The sequence below is a fragment of the Rhizobium sp. RAF36 genome (genome assembly GCF_052114105.1).
GTDB lineage: Bacteria > Pseudomonadota > Alphaproteobacteria > Rhizobiales > Rhizobiaceae > Rhizobium.
This window is the reverse complement of the sequence record NZ_JBFREC010000002.1, coordinates 472,615-488,227: the sequence shown is the minus strand read 5'-3', so window position 1 is coordinate 488,227 and position 15,613 is coordinate 472,615. Positions and strand designations below refer to the sequence as shown.

The 15,613-nt window shown below is 61.8% G+C and carries 15 protein-coding genes; 6 read left to right on the top strand and 9 right to left on the bottom strand.

Translation table 11 applies throughout. The features are described from left to right. Window positions 1–6 precede the first annotated feature (6 nt). Window positions 7–702 (bottom strand): hypothetical protein, encoded by a 696-nt coding sequence (locus AB4Z25_RS08320; RefSeq protein WP_442207932.1) that lies wholly within the window; start codon window positions 700–702, stop codon window positions 7–9. Window positions 703–845: 143 nt separating this feature from the next. Here AB4Z25_RS08320 and AB4Z25_RS08315 point away from each other — a divergent pair, with 143 nt between their 5' ends. Together AB4Z25_RS08315 and greA are read left to right on the top strand one after the other, a co-directional pair. After that, window positions 846–2,201: a DUF882 domain-containing protein gene (locus AB4Z25_RS08315; RefSeq protein WP_442207931.1), complete on the top strand. Its 1,356-nt coding sequence runs from the start codon at window positions 846–848 to the stop codon at window positions 2,199–2,201. 68 nt (window positions 2,202–2,269) lie between these two features. Beyond that, entirely contained in the window at window positions 2,270–2,752 is a 483-nt protein-coding gene (gene greA, locus AB4Z25_RS08310) for a transcription elongation factor GreA (RefSeq protein ID WP_112538591.1), read from the top strand. A 161-nt stretch (window positions 2,753–2,913) separates the two neighbouring features. Here the strand turns inward: greA and AB4Z25_RS08305 are convergent, their stop codons facing one another. From AB4Z25_RS08305 to AB4Z25_RS08280, 6 genes are all read right to left on the bottom strand, one after another. Continuing rightward, window positions 2,914–5,127: a 3-hydroxyacyl-CoA dehydrogenase NAD-binding domain-containing protein gene (locus AB4Z25_RS08305; protein ID WP_112538590.1), complete on the bottom strand. Its 2,214-nt coding sequence runs from the start codon at window positions 5,125–5,127 to the stop codon at window positions 2,914–2,916. Between the two features lie 13 nt (window positions 5,128–5,140). After that, window positions 5,141–6,349: an acetyl-CoA C-acetyltransferase gene (locus AB4Z25_RS08300; RefSeq protein WP_112538589.1), complete on the bottom strand. Its 1,209-nt coding sequence runs from the start codon at window positions 6,347–6,349 to the stop codon at window positions 5,141–5,143. A 37-nt stretch (window positions 6,350–6,386) separates the two neighbouring features. Beyond that, window positions 6,387–8,183 carry an acyl-CoA dehydrogenase C-terminal domain-containing protein gene (locus tag AB4Z25_RS08295; RefSeq protein WP_112538588.1) on the bottom strand — a complete coding sequence of 599 codons (1,797 nt, stop codon included), beginning with the start codon at window positions 8,181–8,183 and terminating at the stop codon, window positions 6,387–6,389. A 154-nt stretch (window positions 8,184–8,337) separates the two neighbouring features. Beyond that, on the bottom strand, window positions 8,338–8,655 hold the full coding sequence (locus AB4Z25_RS08290) for a hypothetical protein (RefSeq protein ID WP_148194269.1): 318 nt from the start codon (window positions 8,653–8,655) through the stop codon (window positions 8,338–8,340). A gap of 46 nt (window positions 8,656–8,701) precedes the next feature. Then, window positions 8,702–8,890 carry a hypothetical protein gene (locus AB4Z25_RS08285; protein ID WP_112387526.1) on the bottom strand — a complete coding sequence of 63 codons (189 nt, stop codon included), beginning with the start codon at window positions 8,888–8,890 and terminating at the stop codon, window positions 8,702–8,704. Between the two features lie 138 nt (window positions 8,891–9,028). Beyond that, entirely contained in the window at window positions 9,029–9,928 is a 900-nt protein-coding gene (locus AB4Z25_RS08280; RefSeq protein ID WP_112538587.1) for a DMT family transporter, read from the bottom strand. Window positions 9,929–10,011: 83 nt separating this feature from the next. On the opposite strand from AB4Z25_RS08280, the gene AB4Z25_RS08275 reads away from it, so the two are divergent. Further along, window positions 10,012–11,457: an aminotransferase-like domain-containing protein gene (locus AB4Z25_RS08275; protein ID WP_442207930.1), complete on the top strand. Its 1,446-nt coding sequence runs from the start codon at window positions 10,012–10,014 to the stop codon at window positions 11,455–11,457. On the opposite strand, the gene AB4Z25_RS08270 is transcribed toward AB4Z25_RS08275, so the two are convergent. Further along, entirely contained in the window at window positions 11,436–12,464 is a 1,029-nt protein-coding gene (locus AB4Z25_RS08270; RefSeq protein ID WP_112538586.1) for a sensor domain-containing diguanylate cyclase, read from the bottom strand. The two genes, AB4Z25_RS08275 and AB4Z25_RS08270, sit on opposite strands and share 22 nt — an antisense overlap. 172 nt (window positions 12,465–12,636) lie before the next feature. Between AB4Z25_RS08270 and AB4Z25_RS08265 the strand changes: the two genes are divergently transcribed. Further along, a complete protein-coding gene (locus AB4Z25_RS08265; RefSeq protein WP_112538585.1) occupies window positions 12,637–13,056 on the top strand; it encodes a hypothetical protein in 420 nt (139 codons plus the stop codon). Window positions 13,057–13,132: 76 nt separating this feature from the next. Then, window positions 13,133–13,504, top strand: a complete 372-nt coding sequence (locus AB4Z25_RS08260) for a hypothetical protein (protein ID WP_112387523.1) — start codon at window positions 13,133–13,135, stop codon at window positions 13,502–13,504. A 12-nt stretch (window positions 13,505–13,516) separates the two neighbouring features. On the opposite strand, the gene AB4Z25_RS08255 is transcribed toward AB4Z25_RS08260, so the two are convergent. Then, a complete protein-coding gene (locus tag AB4Z25_RS08255; RefSeq protein ID WP_112387522.1) occupies window positions 13,517–14,800 on the bottom strand; it encodes a cystathionine gamma-synthase family protein in 1,284 nt (427 codons plus the stop codon). Window positions 14,801–14,925: 125 nt separating this feature from the next. Here AB4Z25_RS08255 and AB4Z25_RS08250 point away from each other — a divergent pair, with 125 nt between their 5' ends. Next, complete coding sequence (locus tag AB4Z25_RS08250) at window positions 14,926–15,384, top strand: Lrp/AsnC family transcriptional regulator (RefSeq protein ID WP_112538584.1); 459 nt, start codon at window positions 14,926–14,928, stop codon at window positions 15,382–15,384. Window positions 15,385–15,613: the final 229 nt, after the last annotated feature.

The window sequence follows — 15,613 nt, the reverse complement described above, 5'->3', positions numbered from 1 at the left end:
TTGGCCCTATTTGGCCTTCAGTGTCTCAAGCAGCGCTTGCGCTTGCTCGCCTCCCAACTCAAAAATGAACGGCATTGAACACGGTGCCTGCAATACCGTCAGCAACTGCGGCTCCAGGTTTGGGACAATGGTTGCACTCGGGCCACGAAGCGGTGGACGATCTGAACCAGATCGCCTTAGCGCGATCACAAAAGGTCCGGACGGCATCTTTTCCGGCTCGCCAAAAGTCGAGTTATCCCATGTGGCTTCGATGATCTCCGGTGCCTGACCCTGGAGCACTTCTTCAACCTGAATTTCGAAGCGGGCGTAATCGGTTATGAAGCCGGAAATGTTTGACAGAGAGTCGCGAAGCTTCGAGGGCTTCATCTTAGCGACCATCTGCCGGTTACGCTCTCTCGCTTCCGGGTCGAGAATAAGCCGATAATTGGCTACGCGGCCGATTACGACGACATCGGCATATTTCACATCGCTAAGCGCAAGGCGTGCGACGCTCATGCAGGCAGTCGCGGAATTTACCACAAAGAGCGAGCTGAGACTTATGACAGCCGCCATGCAGGCGCTTCGAATATTGGTCGAGAGATGACGTCCAGCCGGTGTCATTTGGTTCCATTTCCTTGCAACGCAGGCGATCAATTTCTTGGTAGATTTTGGCAATCTTTCGTCCGCGCACGCGGAACTATGATCAAAAATTGAATCGTCCATAGCACCGTCATTTTGAGATGCGGGAGAGCCGAGGCACCCATCAACCCCTTGTTAAACCTTTATTGACCATAATCGCCGCTTAAGGCGCGGTATTGTAGGCGTTCACCGGACCTCTGCTGCCTTTGTTCCCGCGTAAGACGGAGATGGTCATGATGGAATATGCGGCGGAAACGCGGGCGGTTGGGGAGCGCGAGGGGCTTGGCTTCCTTTCGACGCTGGCGCGGCGTGCGGCCCGGGCCCTTGTGGCTGCGTTTCTGGCGGTGCCGGCCTTTCTCGGCTCCGAGGTTGGCGCGGCGGCCGAAGACCGAGCGCTGAAACTCTATTTCACCCATACCGGCGAGAAGGCGACGATCACCTTCAAGCGCAACGGCAAGTTCGATCAGCGAGGGCTGACGCAGATCAACCGTTTCCTGCGCGACTGGCGCCGCAACGAGCCGGCGCGGATGGATCCGCGGCTGCTCGATCTCGTCTGGGAGGTCTATCAGAAGGCCGGCGGGCGCGATTACATCCATATCGTTTCTGCCTACCGTTCGCCCGCCACCAACAACATGCTGCGCACCCGCTCGCGGCTAACCGGTGTTGCCAAGAACAGCCAGCACATGCTGGGCAAGGCGATGGATTTCTATATTCCGGGCGTGCAGCTTTCCAAGCTGCGCGGCATCGCCATGCAGATGCAGGGAGGCGGCGTCGGCTATTATCCGAAATCCGGCTCGCCCTTCGTGCATCTCGATGTCGGCCGGGTGCGTGCCTGGCCGCGCATGTCGCGCCAAGAGCTGGCGCGCATCTTCCCGAGCGGCAAGACCATGCATGTGCCGGCCGATGGACGGCCGTTGCCGGGGTATAATCTGGCAGTCGCCGAATACAAGAAGCGCGGGAGCGTGAAGACCGTCGAGATCGCCTCGGCCGAGGACGACGAGGATACGGGCAGCAGCGCTACGCTTCCGAGCAAGCTGGCGACGGCGCTGGTGCCGACGCCGCGCAGCGTCCGGCGCGAGATCCCGATGCTGGCAGCAGCGCCAGTGCCGGAAAAGCCTGCTCCTGAAACCTTCACCAATCTCGCTTCGCTGAGCGTGCCGCTGCCGGCATTCCGGCCGGGCAGCGAGAAAGCCGCAGCACCGGTCGATCCGGTCCAGACCGCGTCGATCGATCCCGTTGCCATCCGGCCCGAGATCCGTCCCTCCGTGCCCTCCTTCGGCGCCAGCGCGCTTGCCTCGCTGAAGCCGAGCTCGATGCCCGGCGCCCGGGCCGAGCTGATGGCGGCATTACCGATGGCGAAGTCACCCGAGCTCAATGGCGGCGTCTCCGCCATCTCCGACGAAGCGCTGATCGGCTGGGCGCTGCATGGCAACGGACGCGAGCTCGGCATGAGCGCGCCGCGGATCATCCGCCGGGCGATCCTTGCCGATCACAGCATGACCTACGAGGTCATGGACGACGAAGAGGAAACCGACGAAGCCGAGTTCGATGTTGACCGCTTCGGGTCCGATCAGGCAGGTTGAGGGGATGGGCGCGGAGCAAGCGCCCGCCTGCGCCCGATGACGGCGCCAGCCTGAATGGAGTTTGAGAATTGAGTACCGCTTTCGTCAAGGAAGAGAGCGCGGAAACGGCTGCAGAAACGCATCTGCCCGACCGCCCGATCTCGCCGCACCCGAACCTCGTCACCGAAGCCGGCCTGAAGGCGCTGGAAGAGCAGCTGCAGGTGGCACGCGAGGGCGTGGAAGCCGCCGCGGGGATCGAGGACGTCAACGAGAAGCGACGGCAGACGGCCATTCCGCTGCGCGATTTCCGCTATTTTGCCGAGCGCGTGCGCACCGCGCAGGTGATGCCCGCTCCCGCCTCCACTGACATCGTCGCCTTCGGCAGCAAGGTGACCTTTAGCCGCGATGACGGCCGGGTGCAGACGTATCGCATCGTCGGCGAGGACGAGGCCGATCCCAAGGCTGGGTCGATTTCGTTTGTCTCGCCTGTGGCGCGAGGGTTGATGGGCAAGGCTGTTGGTGATCTCGCGATGGTGGGCGATCAGGAGCTGGAGATTACGGCGATCGCTTGAGGACGGCCACGAAGGTCGTCATCCTCGGCCTTGTGCCGAGGATCTAAAGAGGCCCTACGTCAGCCGTTGTACCCTGTGTCACCCTTTGCAGATGCTCGGGACAAGCCCGAGCATGACGACGTTTTGGGCGGTGCCTGTCGCCTCTCTGCCGATGAGGCGGCTTACGCCGCCTCCTTCTCTCCGCGATAGGGATCGAAGCGGCCGTAGAAGGTCTCGCCCTTAGCGGCCATGTCCTTCAGCAGCGGGGTCGGCTTGAAGTGCGGGCCGTAGGAGGCCGCGAGCTTTTCCGCCAGTTCGACGAAGGCCTTGGCGCCCATGCCGTCGATATAGCTCAGTGCACCACCGGTATAGGGCGCGAAGCCGAAGCCGAGGATGGAGCCGACATCGGCCTCGCGCGGATCGGTGACGATGCCTTCCTCGACGGTACGCGCGGCCTCCAGCGCGATCGTAACGAGGAAGCGCTGCTTCAGCACCTCGATATCGAGATCATCGGCTTTCTTCTGCGTATAGAAGCTCTTCAATTCCGGCCAGAGCGACTTCTTGGCGGGCTTCGGCGGGTAGTCGTAGAAGCCCTTCGAATTCTTGCGGCCGAAGCGGCTTTCCTTCTCGACCATGTGGGAGACGAGCTCCATGTGGCGCGGGTCGATTGCCTTGTCACCGAGATCGGCGACGGTGGCCTTGAGGATCTTCAGCGACAGGTCGATCGCCACTTCGTCGTTCAGCGCCAGCGGTCCAACAGGCATGCCGGCCATCTTGGCGGCATTCTCGATCATCGCCGGCGGCACGCCCTCGATCAGCATGTCATAGCTTTCCGACATGTAGCGCAGGACGCAGCGGTTGACGAAGAAGCCGCGGGTATCGTTGACGACGATCGGCGTCTTCTTGATCGCGGCAACGTAGTCAAGCGCCACAGCGAGCGCCTTGTCGCCGGTTTCCTTGCCGAGGATCACTTCGGTCAGCATCATCTTCTCGACCGGGGAGAAGAAGTGGATGCCGATGAAATCGGCGGAGCGCTTGGAGTTCTTGGCGAGACCGGAGATCGGCAGCGTAGAGGTATTGGAGGCGAAGATGGCGCCTTCGGGCAGCACTTCCTCGACGGCCTCGATCACCGCTTTCTTGACGTCGCGGTCTTCGAAGACGGCTTCGATGACGAGGCTGGCATCCTTGAGATCGGCGTAATCGGCGGAGGGCGTGATGCGGGCGAGGATGGCGGCGGCCTCATCCTGCGTCAGCCGGCCCTTACCGACGGAATCCTTCGCGAGGCCCTCGCCTGTCGCCTTACCCTTGTTCGCAGCGTCCATATCGCGGTCGATAAGCGTTACCTCGAGACCAGCAGCAGCCGAGACGTAAGCGATCGAGGCGCCCATGAAGCCGGCGCCGACGACGCCGATCTTCTTCAGTTCGGTCTTCGGCTGACCGGAAGGACGGCGGGCCCCCTTGCCGAGTTCCTGCATGGAGATGAACAGCGAGCGGATCATCGAGAAGGCTTCGGTGGTCTGCAGCACCTGGGTGAAATAGCGCTGCTCGATCTTCAGCGCCGTATCGAAGGGTACCTGCAGACCTTCATAGACGCATTTCAGGATGGCAAGCGCGCCAGGATAATTGCCCGCCGTCTCGCGACGCAGGATCGCCGGAGCGGCCGGCCAGAGCTGCGCGGACGCCGGCGTCCAGATGCCGCCGCCCGGAACCTTGAAGCCCTTCTCATCCCAGGGGGCAACCGGCTTCAGACCGTCCTTGATCATCTGCTTGGCGGCCGGGATCAGCTGGTCCGCCTCGACCACCTGATGCACGAGGTTCATCGCCTTGGCGCGCGAGGCGGTCAGCGACTGGCCTGTCGTCATCATCTGCAGGGCGGACTGCGCATCGGCAAGGCGCGCGACACGCTGCGTGCCGCCAGCGCCCGGGAAGATGCCGACCTTGACCTCGGGAAGCGCGATCTTCACCGATTTGGCATTGGAGGCCACCCGGCCATGGCAGGCGAGCGACATTTCGAGTGCGCCACCCATGCAAGTGCCGTTGATCGCCGAGACCCACGGCTTGCCACATGTTTCGAGCTTGCGGAACAGACCGGTCATGCGGCCGACGAGATCAAACAGTTTTTGCGCTGCAGTATCGGGATTGGCGGCCTTCTCGTCGTTGTAGAAGGTGAACATCGCCTTGATCATCGACAGATCGGCGCCGCCCGAGAAGGACGACTTGCCCGAGGTGATGACCACGCCCTTCACAGCGCTGTCTGCGACGGTGGCGTCGACGATGGCGTTCAGCTCTTCCATCACCTCGGTGGTGAAGACGTTCATCGACTTGCCGGGCATGTCCCAGGTGACGAGGGCGATGCCATCGGCATCGGTCGCGAGGGTGAAATTCTTGTAGGTCATGGTCTTTCCTCCCTCAGACGCGTTCAATGACGGTGGCCGTGCCCATGCCGGCGCCGATGCAGAGCGTGACCAGCGCCGTTTTCAGATCGCGGCGCTCCAGCTCGTCCAGCACGGTGCCGAGGATCATCGCGCCGGTGGCGCCGAGCGGATGGCCCATAGCGATGGCACCGCCATTGACGTTGATCTTGTCGTGGGCAATGTCGAAGGCCTGCATGTAGCGCAGCACGACGGCGGCGAAGGCTTCGTTGAGTTCGAAGAGGTCGATATCGGCAAGCGACATGCCGGTGCGCTTCAAAAGCTTCTCGGTGACGTCGACGGGGCCGGTCAGCATCAGCGCCGGGTCGGAGCCGATATTGGCGAAGGCCTTGATGCGGCCGCGCGGCTTCTTGCCGAGGCTCTCGCCACCGGCCTTGGAGCCGAGCAGGACGGCGGCTGCGCCATCGACGATGCCGGAGGAATTGCCGGCGTGGTGGACGTAGTTGATCCGCTCGACCTCGGGATGGGCCTGGATGCCGACGGCTTCAAAGCCGCCCATTTCGCCCGGCATCTGGAAGGAGGGGTTCAGCGAGGCCAGCGCCTGCATGTCGGTGCCGGGGCGCATGTGCTCGTCATGAGCCAGGATCGTCAGCCCATTCTGGTCCTTAACCGGGATGACGGAGTTCTTGAAGTAGCCCTTCTCCCAGGCATTGGCCGCCCGCTTCTGGCTCTCGACGGCATAGGCGTCGACGTCATCGCGGGAGAAGCCATATTTGGTGGCGATCAGATCGGCGGAGACGCCCTGCGGCATGAAATAGGCGGGGAAGTTGACAGACGGGTCCATGAACCAGGCGCCGCCGGACATGCCGAGACCGACGCGCGACATGCTTTCGACGCCACCGGCGATGACGATGTCATCGGCGCCCTGGGCGATCTTGCCGGCCGCGAAGTTCACAGCATCGAGGCCCGACGCGCAGAAGCGCGAGATCTGCATGCCGGGCGCACGGGTGGAATAACCGGCTTCGAAAGCAGCGGCCTTCGGGATGACTGCGCCGGCATCCATGACCGGATCGACGCAGCCCATGATGATGTCATCCACGGTGCCGGTGTCGAGGCCGTTGCGGTCGCGGATCGCTTCCAGCGTCTTGGCGGCAAGGCGCACGGACGGCACTTCATGCAGCGAGCCATCCTTCTTGCCGCGGCCGCGCGGCGTGCGCACGTGGTCGTAAATGAATACCTCGGTCATCGTCTCATCTCCCTCGCGGCGCCTGGCGCCGTTCAACTCAGAATGCCTCGGCGGCCAGTTCCATCATCGTGTCGGCGCCGGTTTCGATGCGGGCCTTGCGCAGCGCCGTCTCGGGCATGATGCGCTCCATGTAGAACTTGCCGGTGACGAGCTTGTTGTTCAGGTAGTCGGCACGGGCGCTATCGCCATTCGCAAGCGCGTCTTCGGCGGCCTTGGCCATCTTCGCCCACATGTAGCCCAGGACTACGAGGCCGAAGAGGTGCATGTAGTCAGTCGAGCCGGCACCGGCATTGTCGGGCTTGGCCATGGCATTCTGCATGAACCACATGGTTGCCGCCTGGACGTCGTTCAAGCCCTTCTTCAGATGCTTGGTGAAGAAGGCGAGCTTCTCGTCGCTGCGGTTTTCCTCGCAGAAATCACCGATCTCCTTGAACAGCGCCATGACCGCGCGGCCGCCGTTGAGGCCGAGCTTGCGGCCGACGAGGTCGAGCGCCTGGATGCCGTTGGCGCCTTCGTAGATCATGGCGATGCGGGCATCGCGGACATACTGGCTCATGCCGTGTTCTTCGATATAGCCGTGACCGCCAAAGACCTGCTGGGCCATCACGGCGTGGTCGAAGCCCTTGTCGGTCAACACACCCTTGAGGATCGGAGTGACCAGACCGAGGATATCGTCGGCCGTCTGCCGTTCCTTGTCGTCAGTCGAGCGGTGGGCGATATCGGATTTCAGCGCGGTCCAGAGCAGGAAGGCGCGGCCGGCCTCATTGAAGGCGCGGATCGTCATCAGCGAGCGGCGGATATCCGGGTGGACGATGATCGGATCGGCCTTCTTTTCCGGCGCCTTGGGGCCGGAGAGCGAACGGCCCTGGATGCGCTCCCGGGCATAGTTGACGGCGTTCTGATAGGCGATTTCGGAGATCGACAGGCCCTGCAGGCCGACGCCGAGGCGGGCCTCGTTCATCATCACAAACATGGCATTGAGGCCGCGGTTCTCCGCGCCGATCAGATAGCCGGTCGCCTCGTCATAATTCATGACGCAGGTGGCGTTGCCGTGGATGCCCATCTTGTGTTCGATGGCGCCGCAGGAAACCGCGTTGCGGTCACCCGGCGTACCGTCTTCCTTGACGATGAACTTCGGGACGATGAAGAGCGAGATGCCCTTGGTGCCTTCTGGCGCGCCCTCGATGCGGGCGAGCACGAGATGAACGATATTGCCGGTCATGCCGTGTTCGCCGGCGGAGATGAAAATCTTCTGGCCCGAAATCTTGTAGCTGCCATCGCCCTGCGGCACGGCCTTGGTGCGCAGCAGGCCGAGATCGGTGCCGCAATGCGGTTCGGTGAGGTTCATGGTGCCGGACCATTCGCCGGAAACCATTTTCGGCAGATAGGTCTGCTTCTGCTCGTCGGAGCCATGAACGAGGATCGCGGCAATCGCGCCCTGGGTCAGGCCCGGATACATCATCAGCGACATATTGGCGGCGGAGGTATATTCGCCGACGGCGGCATGCAGCGTGTAGGGAAGCCCCTGCCCGCCGAATTCTTCCGGCACGGCAAGGCCAGTCCAGCCGCCCTGGCAATAGGCGCCGTAAGCTTCCTTGAAACCCTTGGGAACGGTGACCGAGCCGTCGTCAGCGCGCTTGCAGCCTTCCTGATCGCCCGAATAGTTCAGTGGGAAAAGCACTTCCTCGGCGACCTTTGCCGCCTCACCGAGAATGGCCTCGATCATGTCAGGCGTGGCATCCGCAAAGCCCGGGAGATTGTTGTAACGCTCCAGACCCAGCACGTCGTTCAGCACGAAGAGCGTGTCGTTAACCGGGGCCTTGTAGACTGGCATCGTTCGAATTCCTCCAATTCGCAGACCGGACCGAGACCGGCACATGGGAGTGTCTTACAAAATATTGACGTTTGCGTAAACGTCAAATTCTGCATTCGCGTGAATTTGTGAAAAGCCCGATGCAGTCCGGCTTCAACCTGAAAGCGCCGATGCGTCAGTGAAGCTCAGCCGAGAGGGCGGACTGCCTGCGAATCACGTCGCTCATGGCTTTCAGAAGAGTGGAAAACTCCTCGAGCACCAGACCGAAATAGGCGTCGTCAGTCTCCGCCAGGGCGCTGACGGAGGTGCAGGCGTTGAAGATCAACTTGTCGAGATTGTCGTTGCGGTCGAAGACGCCGTCGCAGAGATCGTCGTCGCGGAGCGTATGAAGCTCATCGACGATCTTGCGGATCAGCGAGCGGCGCTGCCAGCGATGCATGTTGACGATGTTTTTCTGCGCATGCCGGATTTCGGACATCAGGTCTGTGAACAAGAAATGGTCCCCGTGAGCTGGCTCACCATATCCGGCTTTTGTAACGCTATCGTGTGAGCCGCGGGCGCAGGCAATTTGCCATCAGCTCCTGCTTCGTCGCGAAGTGCCCGAAGAGCTGAACGAGCTCGCGCTCCTGCTTCTTGTCCAACCCCTGTTTGCGGGCGAAATCGCTGACGCTCCACACTTTTCTGGCATCGAGCAGCGAGGTGATCTTGGGGTCGATATGCGAGCTCATGGGAATGCCCTCCTTCAAGGCGTCATATCAACGCGGAAGGCAGGGCAGGAGTTCCTGCTGGACAGGAGTTTTTGAGCGCTATTCTGACGCAGTCGAAGCGGCAGCGAAATGTGTGATCTGCCCGCTCGAGGCGAGCCTTCAGGCGCTGAGTGCCGGCTGTGCCAGCGGCGGTGCAGCCTTTGCAAATTTCTTCGCGCCGGCAACGCAGGCAACGACGGCGAGCGTGGCCGCCAGCATGCCCCAGCTGACACTTTCCCCGAGCAGGGTTGCAGCGAGCACCAGACTGAAAAACGGCTGCAGCAGCTGCAGCTGGCCGACCCCGGCAATGCCGCCGAGCGCCAGGCCGTGATACCAGAAGATGAAGCCGATCAGCATGCTGAACAGCGAGACATAGGCAAGACCAAGCCAGGACGGGTTGCTTATGGAGGGTAGCGTTTCAGGCATGGCCACGACCGAGAGCACCAGCATGAGTGGCAGAGAGAGGACCAGCGCCCAGGAAATCACCTGCCAGCCACCGAGCTTGCGGGAAAGCCGCGCGCCCTCGGCGTAACCGAGACCGCAGACGATGATCGCGGCAAGCATCAAGAGATCGCTCGGCGATATGGTGCCGTCGCTCTGGATCAGGGCGAAACCGGCAACGATGGCGCTGCCCAGGCAGGAGAACAGCCAGAAGACCGGTTGCGGCCGCTCGCCACCGCGCAGCACGCCGAAGATCGCCGTCGAGAGCGGCAACAGGCCGATGAAGACGGTCGAATGCGCCGAGGTGATGTGTTTCAGCGCCAGCGCCGTCAACAGCGGAAAGCCAACGACAACGCCGAGGGCAACGACGACGAGCGGCAGCAGATCACCACGCTGCGGGCGCTTCTCGCGAAACAGAAGCAGAAGCCCGCCGGCCAGGATGCCGGCGATCGCGCCGCGCGCCACAGTGAGGAACACTGGGTCGAAACTCGCCACGGCAACACGTGTCGCAGGCAGCGAGCCGCTGAAAATGAGAATCCCCACAAAGCCACTGAGCCAACCGGCTGCCGTTCTGTCCATCTGCATGCTCCTGTTCTCGCCTGCTATGAACCCGAGGGCATGGCATTGCCAGCGACAATGCGGTACAGTTTCCACAAACTGTTATGGACACGGATACAGTACAGATGGATCAGGCGATCAAGAATCCGGAGAGCGGCAAGCGCATCGGCGCCGTGATGACGGAGATACGCAGGCGGATATCCGGGCGGGAACTGGTGGCAGGTTCACGGTTGCCTTCGGTGCGGGCCTTCGCCAAGACCATGCATGTCTCCGCCTCGACTGTGGTCGAGGCTTACGAGCGGTTGGCGGCAGAAGGCCTTATTCGCTCACGCCCGGGGTCAGGCTTTTACGCGTCCAGCCCACCAGCACCGCTGACGCTGTCCGATATCGGGCCGAAACTCGACCGGGCGATCGATCCGCTCTGGGTCTACCGGCAATCGCTGGAAGACAGCCCTGCCCTGCTGAAGCCCGGATGCGGGTGGCTGCCGGAAAGCTGGATGCCCGTCGATGCAATGCGCAAGGCGCTGCGGACCATTGCCCGCGGAGAGGATGCCGTTCTTGCCAATTACGGAACGCCGCTCGGCCAGCTTCCACTGCGGCAATTGCTGTCCCGGCGGATGAACGAACGCGGAATCCCGGCCTCCCCCGATCATATCATCCTGACGGAATCCGGCACCCAGGCGATCGATCTGGTCTGCCGGTTCCTGATTGAGCCGGGCGATACCGTCATCGTCGATGATCCCTGCTACTTCAACTTTCATGCGCTGCTGCGCGCCAATCGCGCCAGGGCCGTCGCAGTACCGATGACGCCGCATGGCCCCGATATCGAAGCCTTCGAGCAAGCGATCGAACAGCACCGGCCGCGGCTCTACATCACCAACTCGGCCATCCACAACCCAACCGGAGCCACCTGCTCCGCCGTTGTCGCGCACAAGCTGCTAAAGCTGGCGGAGCGGGCCAACATGACAATCATCGAGGACGATATCTTCGCCGATCTGGAGCATGAACCTTCGCCACGGCTGGCTGCTTTCGATGGTTTGGAGCGGGTCGTGCATGTCGGCAGCTTCTCGAAGACGATTTCGACTTCGGTGCGTTGCGGGTTCATCGCAGCGAAGCCGGAATGGGTCGAACCGCTGATTGATCTCAAGCTGGTGACGAGCATTGGCGGCGGCAGGCTCAATGCCGAACTCATACTGCTGCTTCTGACCGACGGCAGCTACCGCAAGCATCTCGATACGCTGAAGGTCCGGCTTTCCAAGGCCATGGACGACACGATCGGCCGGCTGGCCGGGCTCGGCATCGAGCCATGGATCCGGCCACGATCCGGAATCTTCCTGTGGTGCCGCCTGCCTGATGGCATCAATGCCGGAGACATCGCGCAGGCCTGCCTTGCCGATAATGTCGTGCTCGCTCCCGGCAATGCGTTCAGCCTGTCGCAGACATCGAACAGTTATTTGCGCTTCAATGCGGCGCAATGCGATGATCCGCGCATCTACCGCTCGCTGGAAAGAGCGCTGAAAGCGGCCCGTCAGATGCCGGCGATCAGGTAGCGGTCACGGCCCGCAGCCTTCGCTTGGTAGAGCGCGGTATCGACGACCTTGAGAAGATCGATACGGTTCGTCCCGGCCTGCGGCGCCAAGGCCCCACCGATGCTGAGGCGGGCGGAAACTGTCTGGCCCTCGACCTCGAAAGGCTGGCGGAAGGCCGCAACCAGCCGGTCGGCGACCGAGGATAAAGCTGCTGCATTCGGCGGATTGGGAACGAAGAGCGCAAACTCGTCGCCGCCCATGCGCACCGCGATATCACCTGCCCGGACGACAGCGCGGATGCGGTTTGCGGCTTCGCGCAGCACTTCGTCGCCAGCATGGTGGCCGAGACGGTCGTTGATGCCCTTGAAGCCATCCATGTCGAGATAGAGAGCGCCGAAGGTCTGGCCTGCTGCAAGCGACCTGTCGAGTTCGCCATCGACCAGCGCCGCGAGAGCCGAGCGATTGTAGAAGCCGGTGAGCGGATCGGTCATCGCCGCGGCCCTTAGACTGGTTTCGGCAAGGCCCATGATCATGTTGGCCTTCTGCAGGCGGAGCAAGGCGCTTGCGACCAGCGCGAAGCGGCGGAGGCTGTCGATTTCGACTTCCGAGAGATCCCGCGGCCTGGTGTCGAGAATGCAGAAGGCGCCGACAGCGAGGCTGTCATCGGTTTCGATCGGCGCGCCGGCGTAGAAGCGAAAATGCGGATGACCCTCGACATAGGGCATGCGCGACAATTCCGGATGGCGCTGCAGGTCGGGGACGATGACGAGATCGTTGGCGTAGACGACGCGGGTGCAGATGGAGAGATCGCGCGAGCACTCGGCGAGCTGCATTCCGGCCTGGCCGGCGATCCGCTGCCAATCCTCGTCGATGATGTTGATGGCCGCAAAGGGCGTGCCGAAGACGCCGCGGGCGAGCTCGGCCAGGGCGGCAAGTTCCGGCGTCGGACTGCGGCTCGCGGCATTCAAGGCGCGAACAGCGAGCAATCTTTCAGCTTCATTGGCGGGGAGCCGGACAACCTGTCCCATTCCAAACCTCCGTCGTCAGTCACGAACTGCTTAAACATGATGCCATGATTCGCGAACGCAAGAGCTGAAGTTCCACGAATATTAACAATGCCTTGCTGGCAGCAATCTCCGGCAGCGGACATTGGCCCGGAAAGCTGGTAAGCTTGACCGGCACTTGCAACCGGAGGAGCGCATGGACGACCATCGCGCCATTGCAGATCTCATCGCACGCCAGTTTGCCCATCTGAGCTGGACTTACGGTGCTGGGCCGGATGCCGATGGCTTCATGGAGGACTTCCATCCGGATGCCCAGCTATTCGCATCGGCGCGCCCGGCAAGAGCGCAGACGGCGGCCAAGTTTCTCGAGCGCATGGAAGGCCTGTCGCAGACCTCCCTTCGGGCCTTTGCCGAGCACTGTCCTGCAAGCAAGATCCTGGTTTTCGGCAATATCGCCGTCGCCGTTGCCAGTTGCGAGGCGATCGAGAATGGACGCGATCGCAGCAACAATGTCGAGATGATGCTGCTGGTGAAGGGCAGTGACGGCTGGAAGATTGCCGCCCAGGCATGGGACCGGGTCCCCGCCGGCGAGGACTTTCCGGACTGGCTTTCATAACCGGCTGTTGCTTCCGCCGACAGACGCGTTACATTTCGCTGGCTAACCGAAGAATGAGCTTGGGAGGAGCGATTTCATGAGACGCATGTGGCCTGAGGAATTCAATTTCGTTCTCAAGGATGCGGAGGAAGTGGTGCTGGACCTTCCAGCGGTGACCCACGAGGATGGGACGCATGGCGCCGCCACCCGTCGCAACGCGCTGAAGGTTCGTATTCCACAGGAAGACTACGAGCGGATCTGGCCTCTGGCCGAGGCCCGTTATCGCCTCGACGGCCGATTTGCCGGCAAGGCGATTACCCTGATCACCACCAACCCCCATTATCATGCCTGGCATCCGGCCGACGGCGGCAGCGCCGACCTGACGTCGGATAGCGGCAGGCACTACACGACGAAATATGTCGTCGTGCATTTTCTCCTCGATGACGTCAGGGAGGTAGCGGCGGCCTGAGGCCGCCCGCCCTCACGCTTCGTCGAGCGCCAATGCCAGATCGGCGATCAGGTCGTCGGGATGCTCGATGCCGATCGACAGCCGGATCGTCGATTCCAGTACGCCGATGCGCTGACGCACATCTGCCGGAACGCCCGAATGCGTCATCGTTGCCGGGTGAGAGGCCAGGGATTCCGTTCCGCCGAGGCTGACGGCGAGCTTGAAGATCTTCAAGGCGTTCAGGAATTTGAACGAGGCCGGCTGGCCACCCTTGATGTCGAAAGAAAAGGTCGAACCCGCGCCGCTGCATTGCGTGGCGAATGTCTGCCCAACCGGCGACTGCGCGTCATTGTAGGGCAGATAGTGAATCCGCTCGACCTTCGGGTGATCGCGCAGGAAACCGGCAACCGCCTCGGCATTGCTGTTTGCCCGCTCCATGCGGATCTGCAGCGTTTCCAGCGACCGCCCGAGCATCCAGCAGGAATGCGGATCGAGCTGCGTGCCGATGGCACCGCGCAACGCCTTCACCTGCTTCATCACAGCCTTGCGGCCAAGGGCGGCACCAGCGATCAGGTCCGAGTGCCCGCCGACATATTTGGTCAACGAATAGAGCGAGATGTCGGCGCCATGCTCGATCGGCCGCTGGAAGACCGGGCCGAGCAGCGTGTTGTCGCAGGCGACGATCGGGGTGTGACCCTGCTTCCTGCCGATCGCATCGGCGACGCGGCGGATCATCGCGACATCGACCAGGCTGTTGGTCGGATTGGCCGGCGTTTCGATCAGAATGACCGAAACGCGGCCTTTGGCCATGGCCTCTTCGGCTGCTGCCTCTACTGAGGTTTCGCTGACACCATCGGCAAAACCAACGGCCGAGACGCCGAGATTGAGGAAGGTCCGCGCGAGCAGCGTTTCCGTGCCGCCGTAGAGCGGCTGGGAGTGGAGCACTGTATCGCCGGGGCGAACGAAGGCCAGCAGCGTCGTGGCGATCGCCGACATGCCCGATGAAAACAGCACGCAGCTTTCCGTCCGCTCATAGACGGCAAGACGATCCTCGACGATCTCGCTGTTCGGGTGGTTGAAGCGCGAATAGACGAGACCAGCTCCCTTGCCTTCCGGCGGCTCCTTGCGGCCGGAGACATAGTCGAAGAAGTCGCGGCCATCTTCGGCGGACTTGAAGACGAAGGTGGAGGTCAGGAAGACCGGCGGCTTGACGGCGCCTTCGGAGAGTTCGGGATCATAGCCATAGTTCAGCATCTGGGTTTCCGGATGCAGGGCATGATTGCCGATATGGGTTCTCGAAGGGTGCGGCGCAGTCATCGGATGTCTCCTCGATCGATGTCACGGTTTTCGCACCGCAAATTATATCAAATGCGGCGGCACTTTCTTGCTATTTCACGCGGCATGATGTTCCACAGAGCAACTTATTGCGGAGTTTCATCAGCATGACGCAGAAAATTGCCGACGAGATCGATCGCCGTATCCTCCGGGAGTTGGCAGCCGATGCACGTATCACCAACAACGAGCTGGCCGAGCGCGTCGGGCTATCGGCTTCCGCCTGCCTGAGGCGCTTGCGGCGGCTGGAGGAGACCGGTGTGATCAAGGGGTACACGGCGCTGATCGATCCCGCCGTCGAGGGCTGGACGATGACGGCGATCGCCTCGATCGGGCTCAGCCGCCAGCACGAGGACGAGATCCAGATGTTCGAGAATGCAGTACGCGGCTGGGACGAAGTACTGGAGTGCCATCTGGTAACCGGCTCGAAAGACTATGTGCTGAAGGTGATGAGTGCCGGGCTTGATCAGTACGAACGTTTCATCAAGGACAAGATCGCCAAGCTGAAATGCGTCGATACGATCGAGACCAGCTTCGTGATGAACACGATCAAGGCGCGGCGCTCCTAAGCCCCGGAAAAGCACAGCAAAGACCCAAACGTTAAAAAATTCTCACGCAAATTAACGGGTTGTTTACCACGTTTCGTGAAAGGTGCGCGGTGAGCAGTGGTAATCCGCATTCCTTTTTCAAGTCTCGCGTTTCTTCGGAATGCCGCTACGCCGTCCAGCTTGAGGAAAGTCTAAAAAACTAAACTCGGATGTACGGTCTCTCAAGCCAATAGCCGAACCCTGACGAGGG

What these genes read in the sequence shown, in the direction of transcription:
- AB4Z25_RS08285 (WP_112387526.1), bottom strand. Translation starts at nt 8,890, where the DNA reads ATGAGCTCGCATATCGACCCCAAGATCACCTCGCTGCTCGATGCCAGA.
- AB4Z25_RS08320 (WP_442207932.1), bottom strand. Translation starts at nt 702, where the DNA reads ATGGACGATTCAATTTTTGATCATAGTTCCGCGTGCGCGGACGAAAGA.
- AB4Z25_RS08295 (WP_112538588.1), bottom strand. Translation starts at nt 8,183, where the DNA reads ATGCCAGTCTACAAGGCCCCGGTTAACGACACGCTCTTCGTGCTGAAC.
- AB4Z25_RS08250 (WP_112538584.1), top strand. Translation starts at nt 14,926, where the DNA reads ATGACGCAGAAAATTGCCGACGAGATCGATCGCCGTATCCTCCGGGAG.
- AB4Z25_RS08280 (WP_112538587.1), bottom strand. Translation starts at nt 9,928, where the DNA reads ATGGACAGAACGGCAGCCGGTTGGCTCAGTGGCTTTGTGGGGATTCTC.
- AB4Z25_RS08275 (WP_442207930.1), top strand. Translation starts at nt 10,012, where the DNA reads ATGGACACGGATACAGTACAGATGGATCAGGCGATCAAGAATCCGGAG.
- AB4Z25_RS08300 (WP_112538589.1), bottom strand. Translation starts at nt 6,349, where the DNA reads ATGACCGAGGTATTCATTTACGACCACGTGCGCACGCCGCGCGGCCGC.
- AB4Z25_RS08305 (WP_112538590.1), bottom strand. Translation starts at nt 5,127, where the DNA reads ATGACCTACAAGAATTTCACCCTCGCGACCGATGCCGATGGCATCGCC.
- AB4Z25_RS08260 (WP_112387523.1), top strand. Translation starts at nt 13,133, where the DNA reads ATGAGACGCATGTGGCCTGAGGAATTCAATTTCGTTCTCAAGGATGCG.
- AB4Z25_RS08265 (WP_112538585.1), top strand. Translation starts at nt 12,637, where the DNA reads ATGGACGACCATCGCGCCATTGCAGATCTCATCGCACGCCAGTTTGCC.
- AB4Z25_RS08270 (WP_112538586.1), bottom strand. Translation starts at nt 12,464, where the DNA reads ATGGGACAGGTTGTCCGGCTCCCCGCCAATGAAGCTGAAAGATTGCTC.
- AB4Z25_RS08255 (WP_112387522.1), bottom strand. Translation starts at nt 14,800, where the DNA reads ATGACTGCGCCGCACCCTTCGAGAACCCATATCGGCAATCATGCCCTG.
- AB4Z25_RS08315 (WP_442207931.1), top strand. Translation starts at nt 846, where the DNA reads ATGGTCATGATGGAATATGCGGCGGAAACGCGGGCGGTTGGGGAGCGC.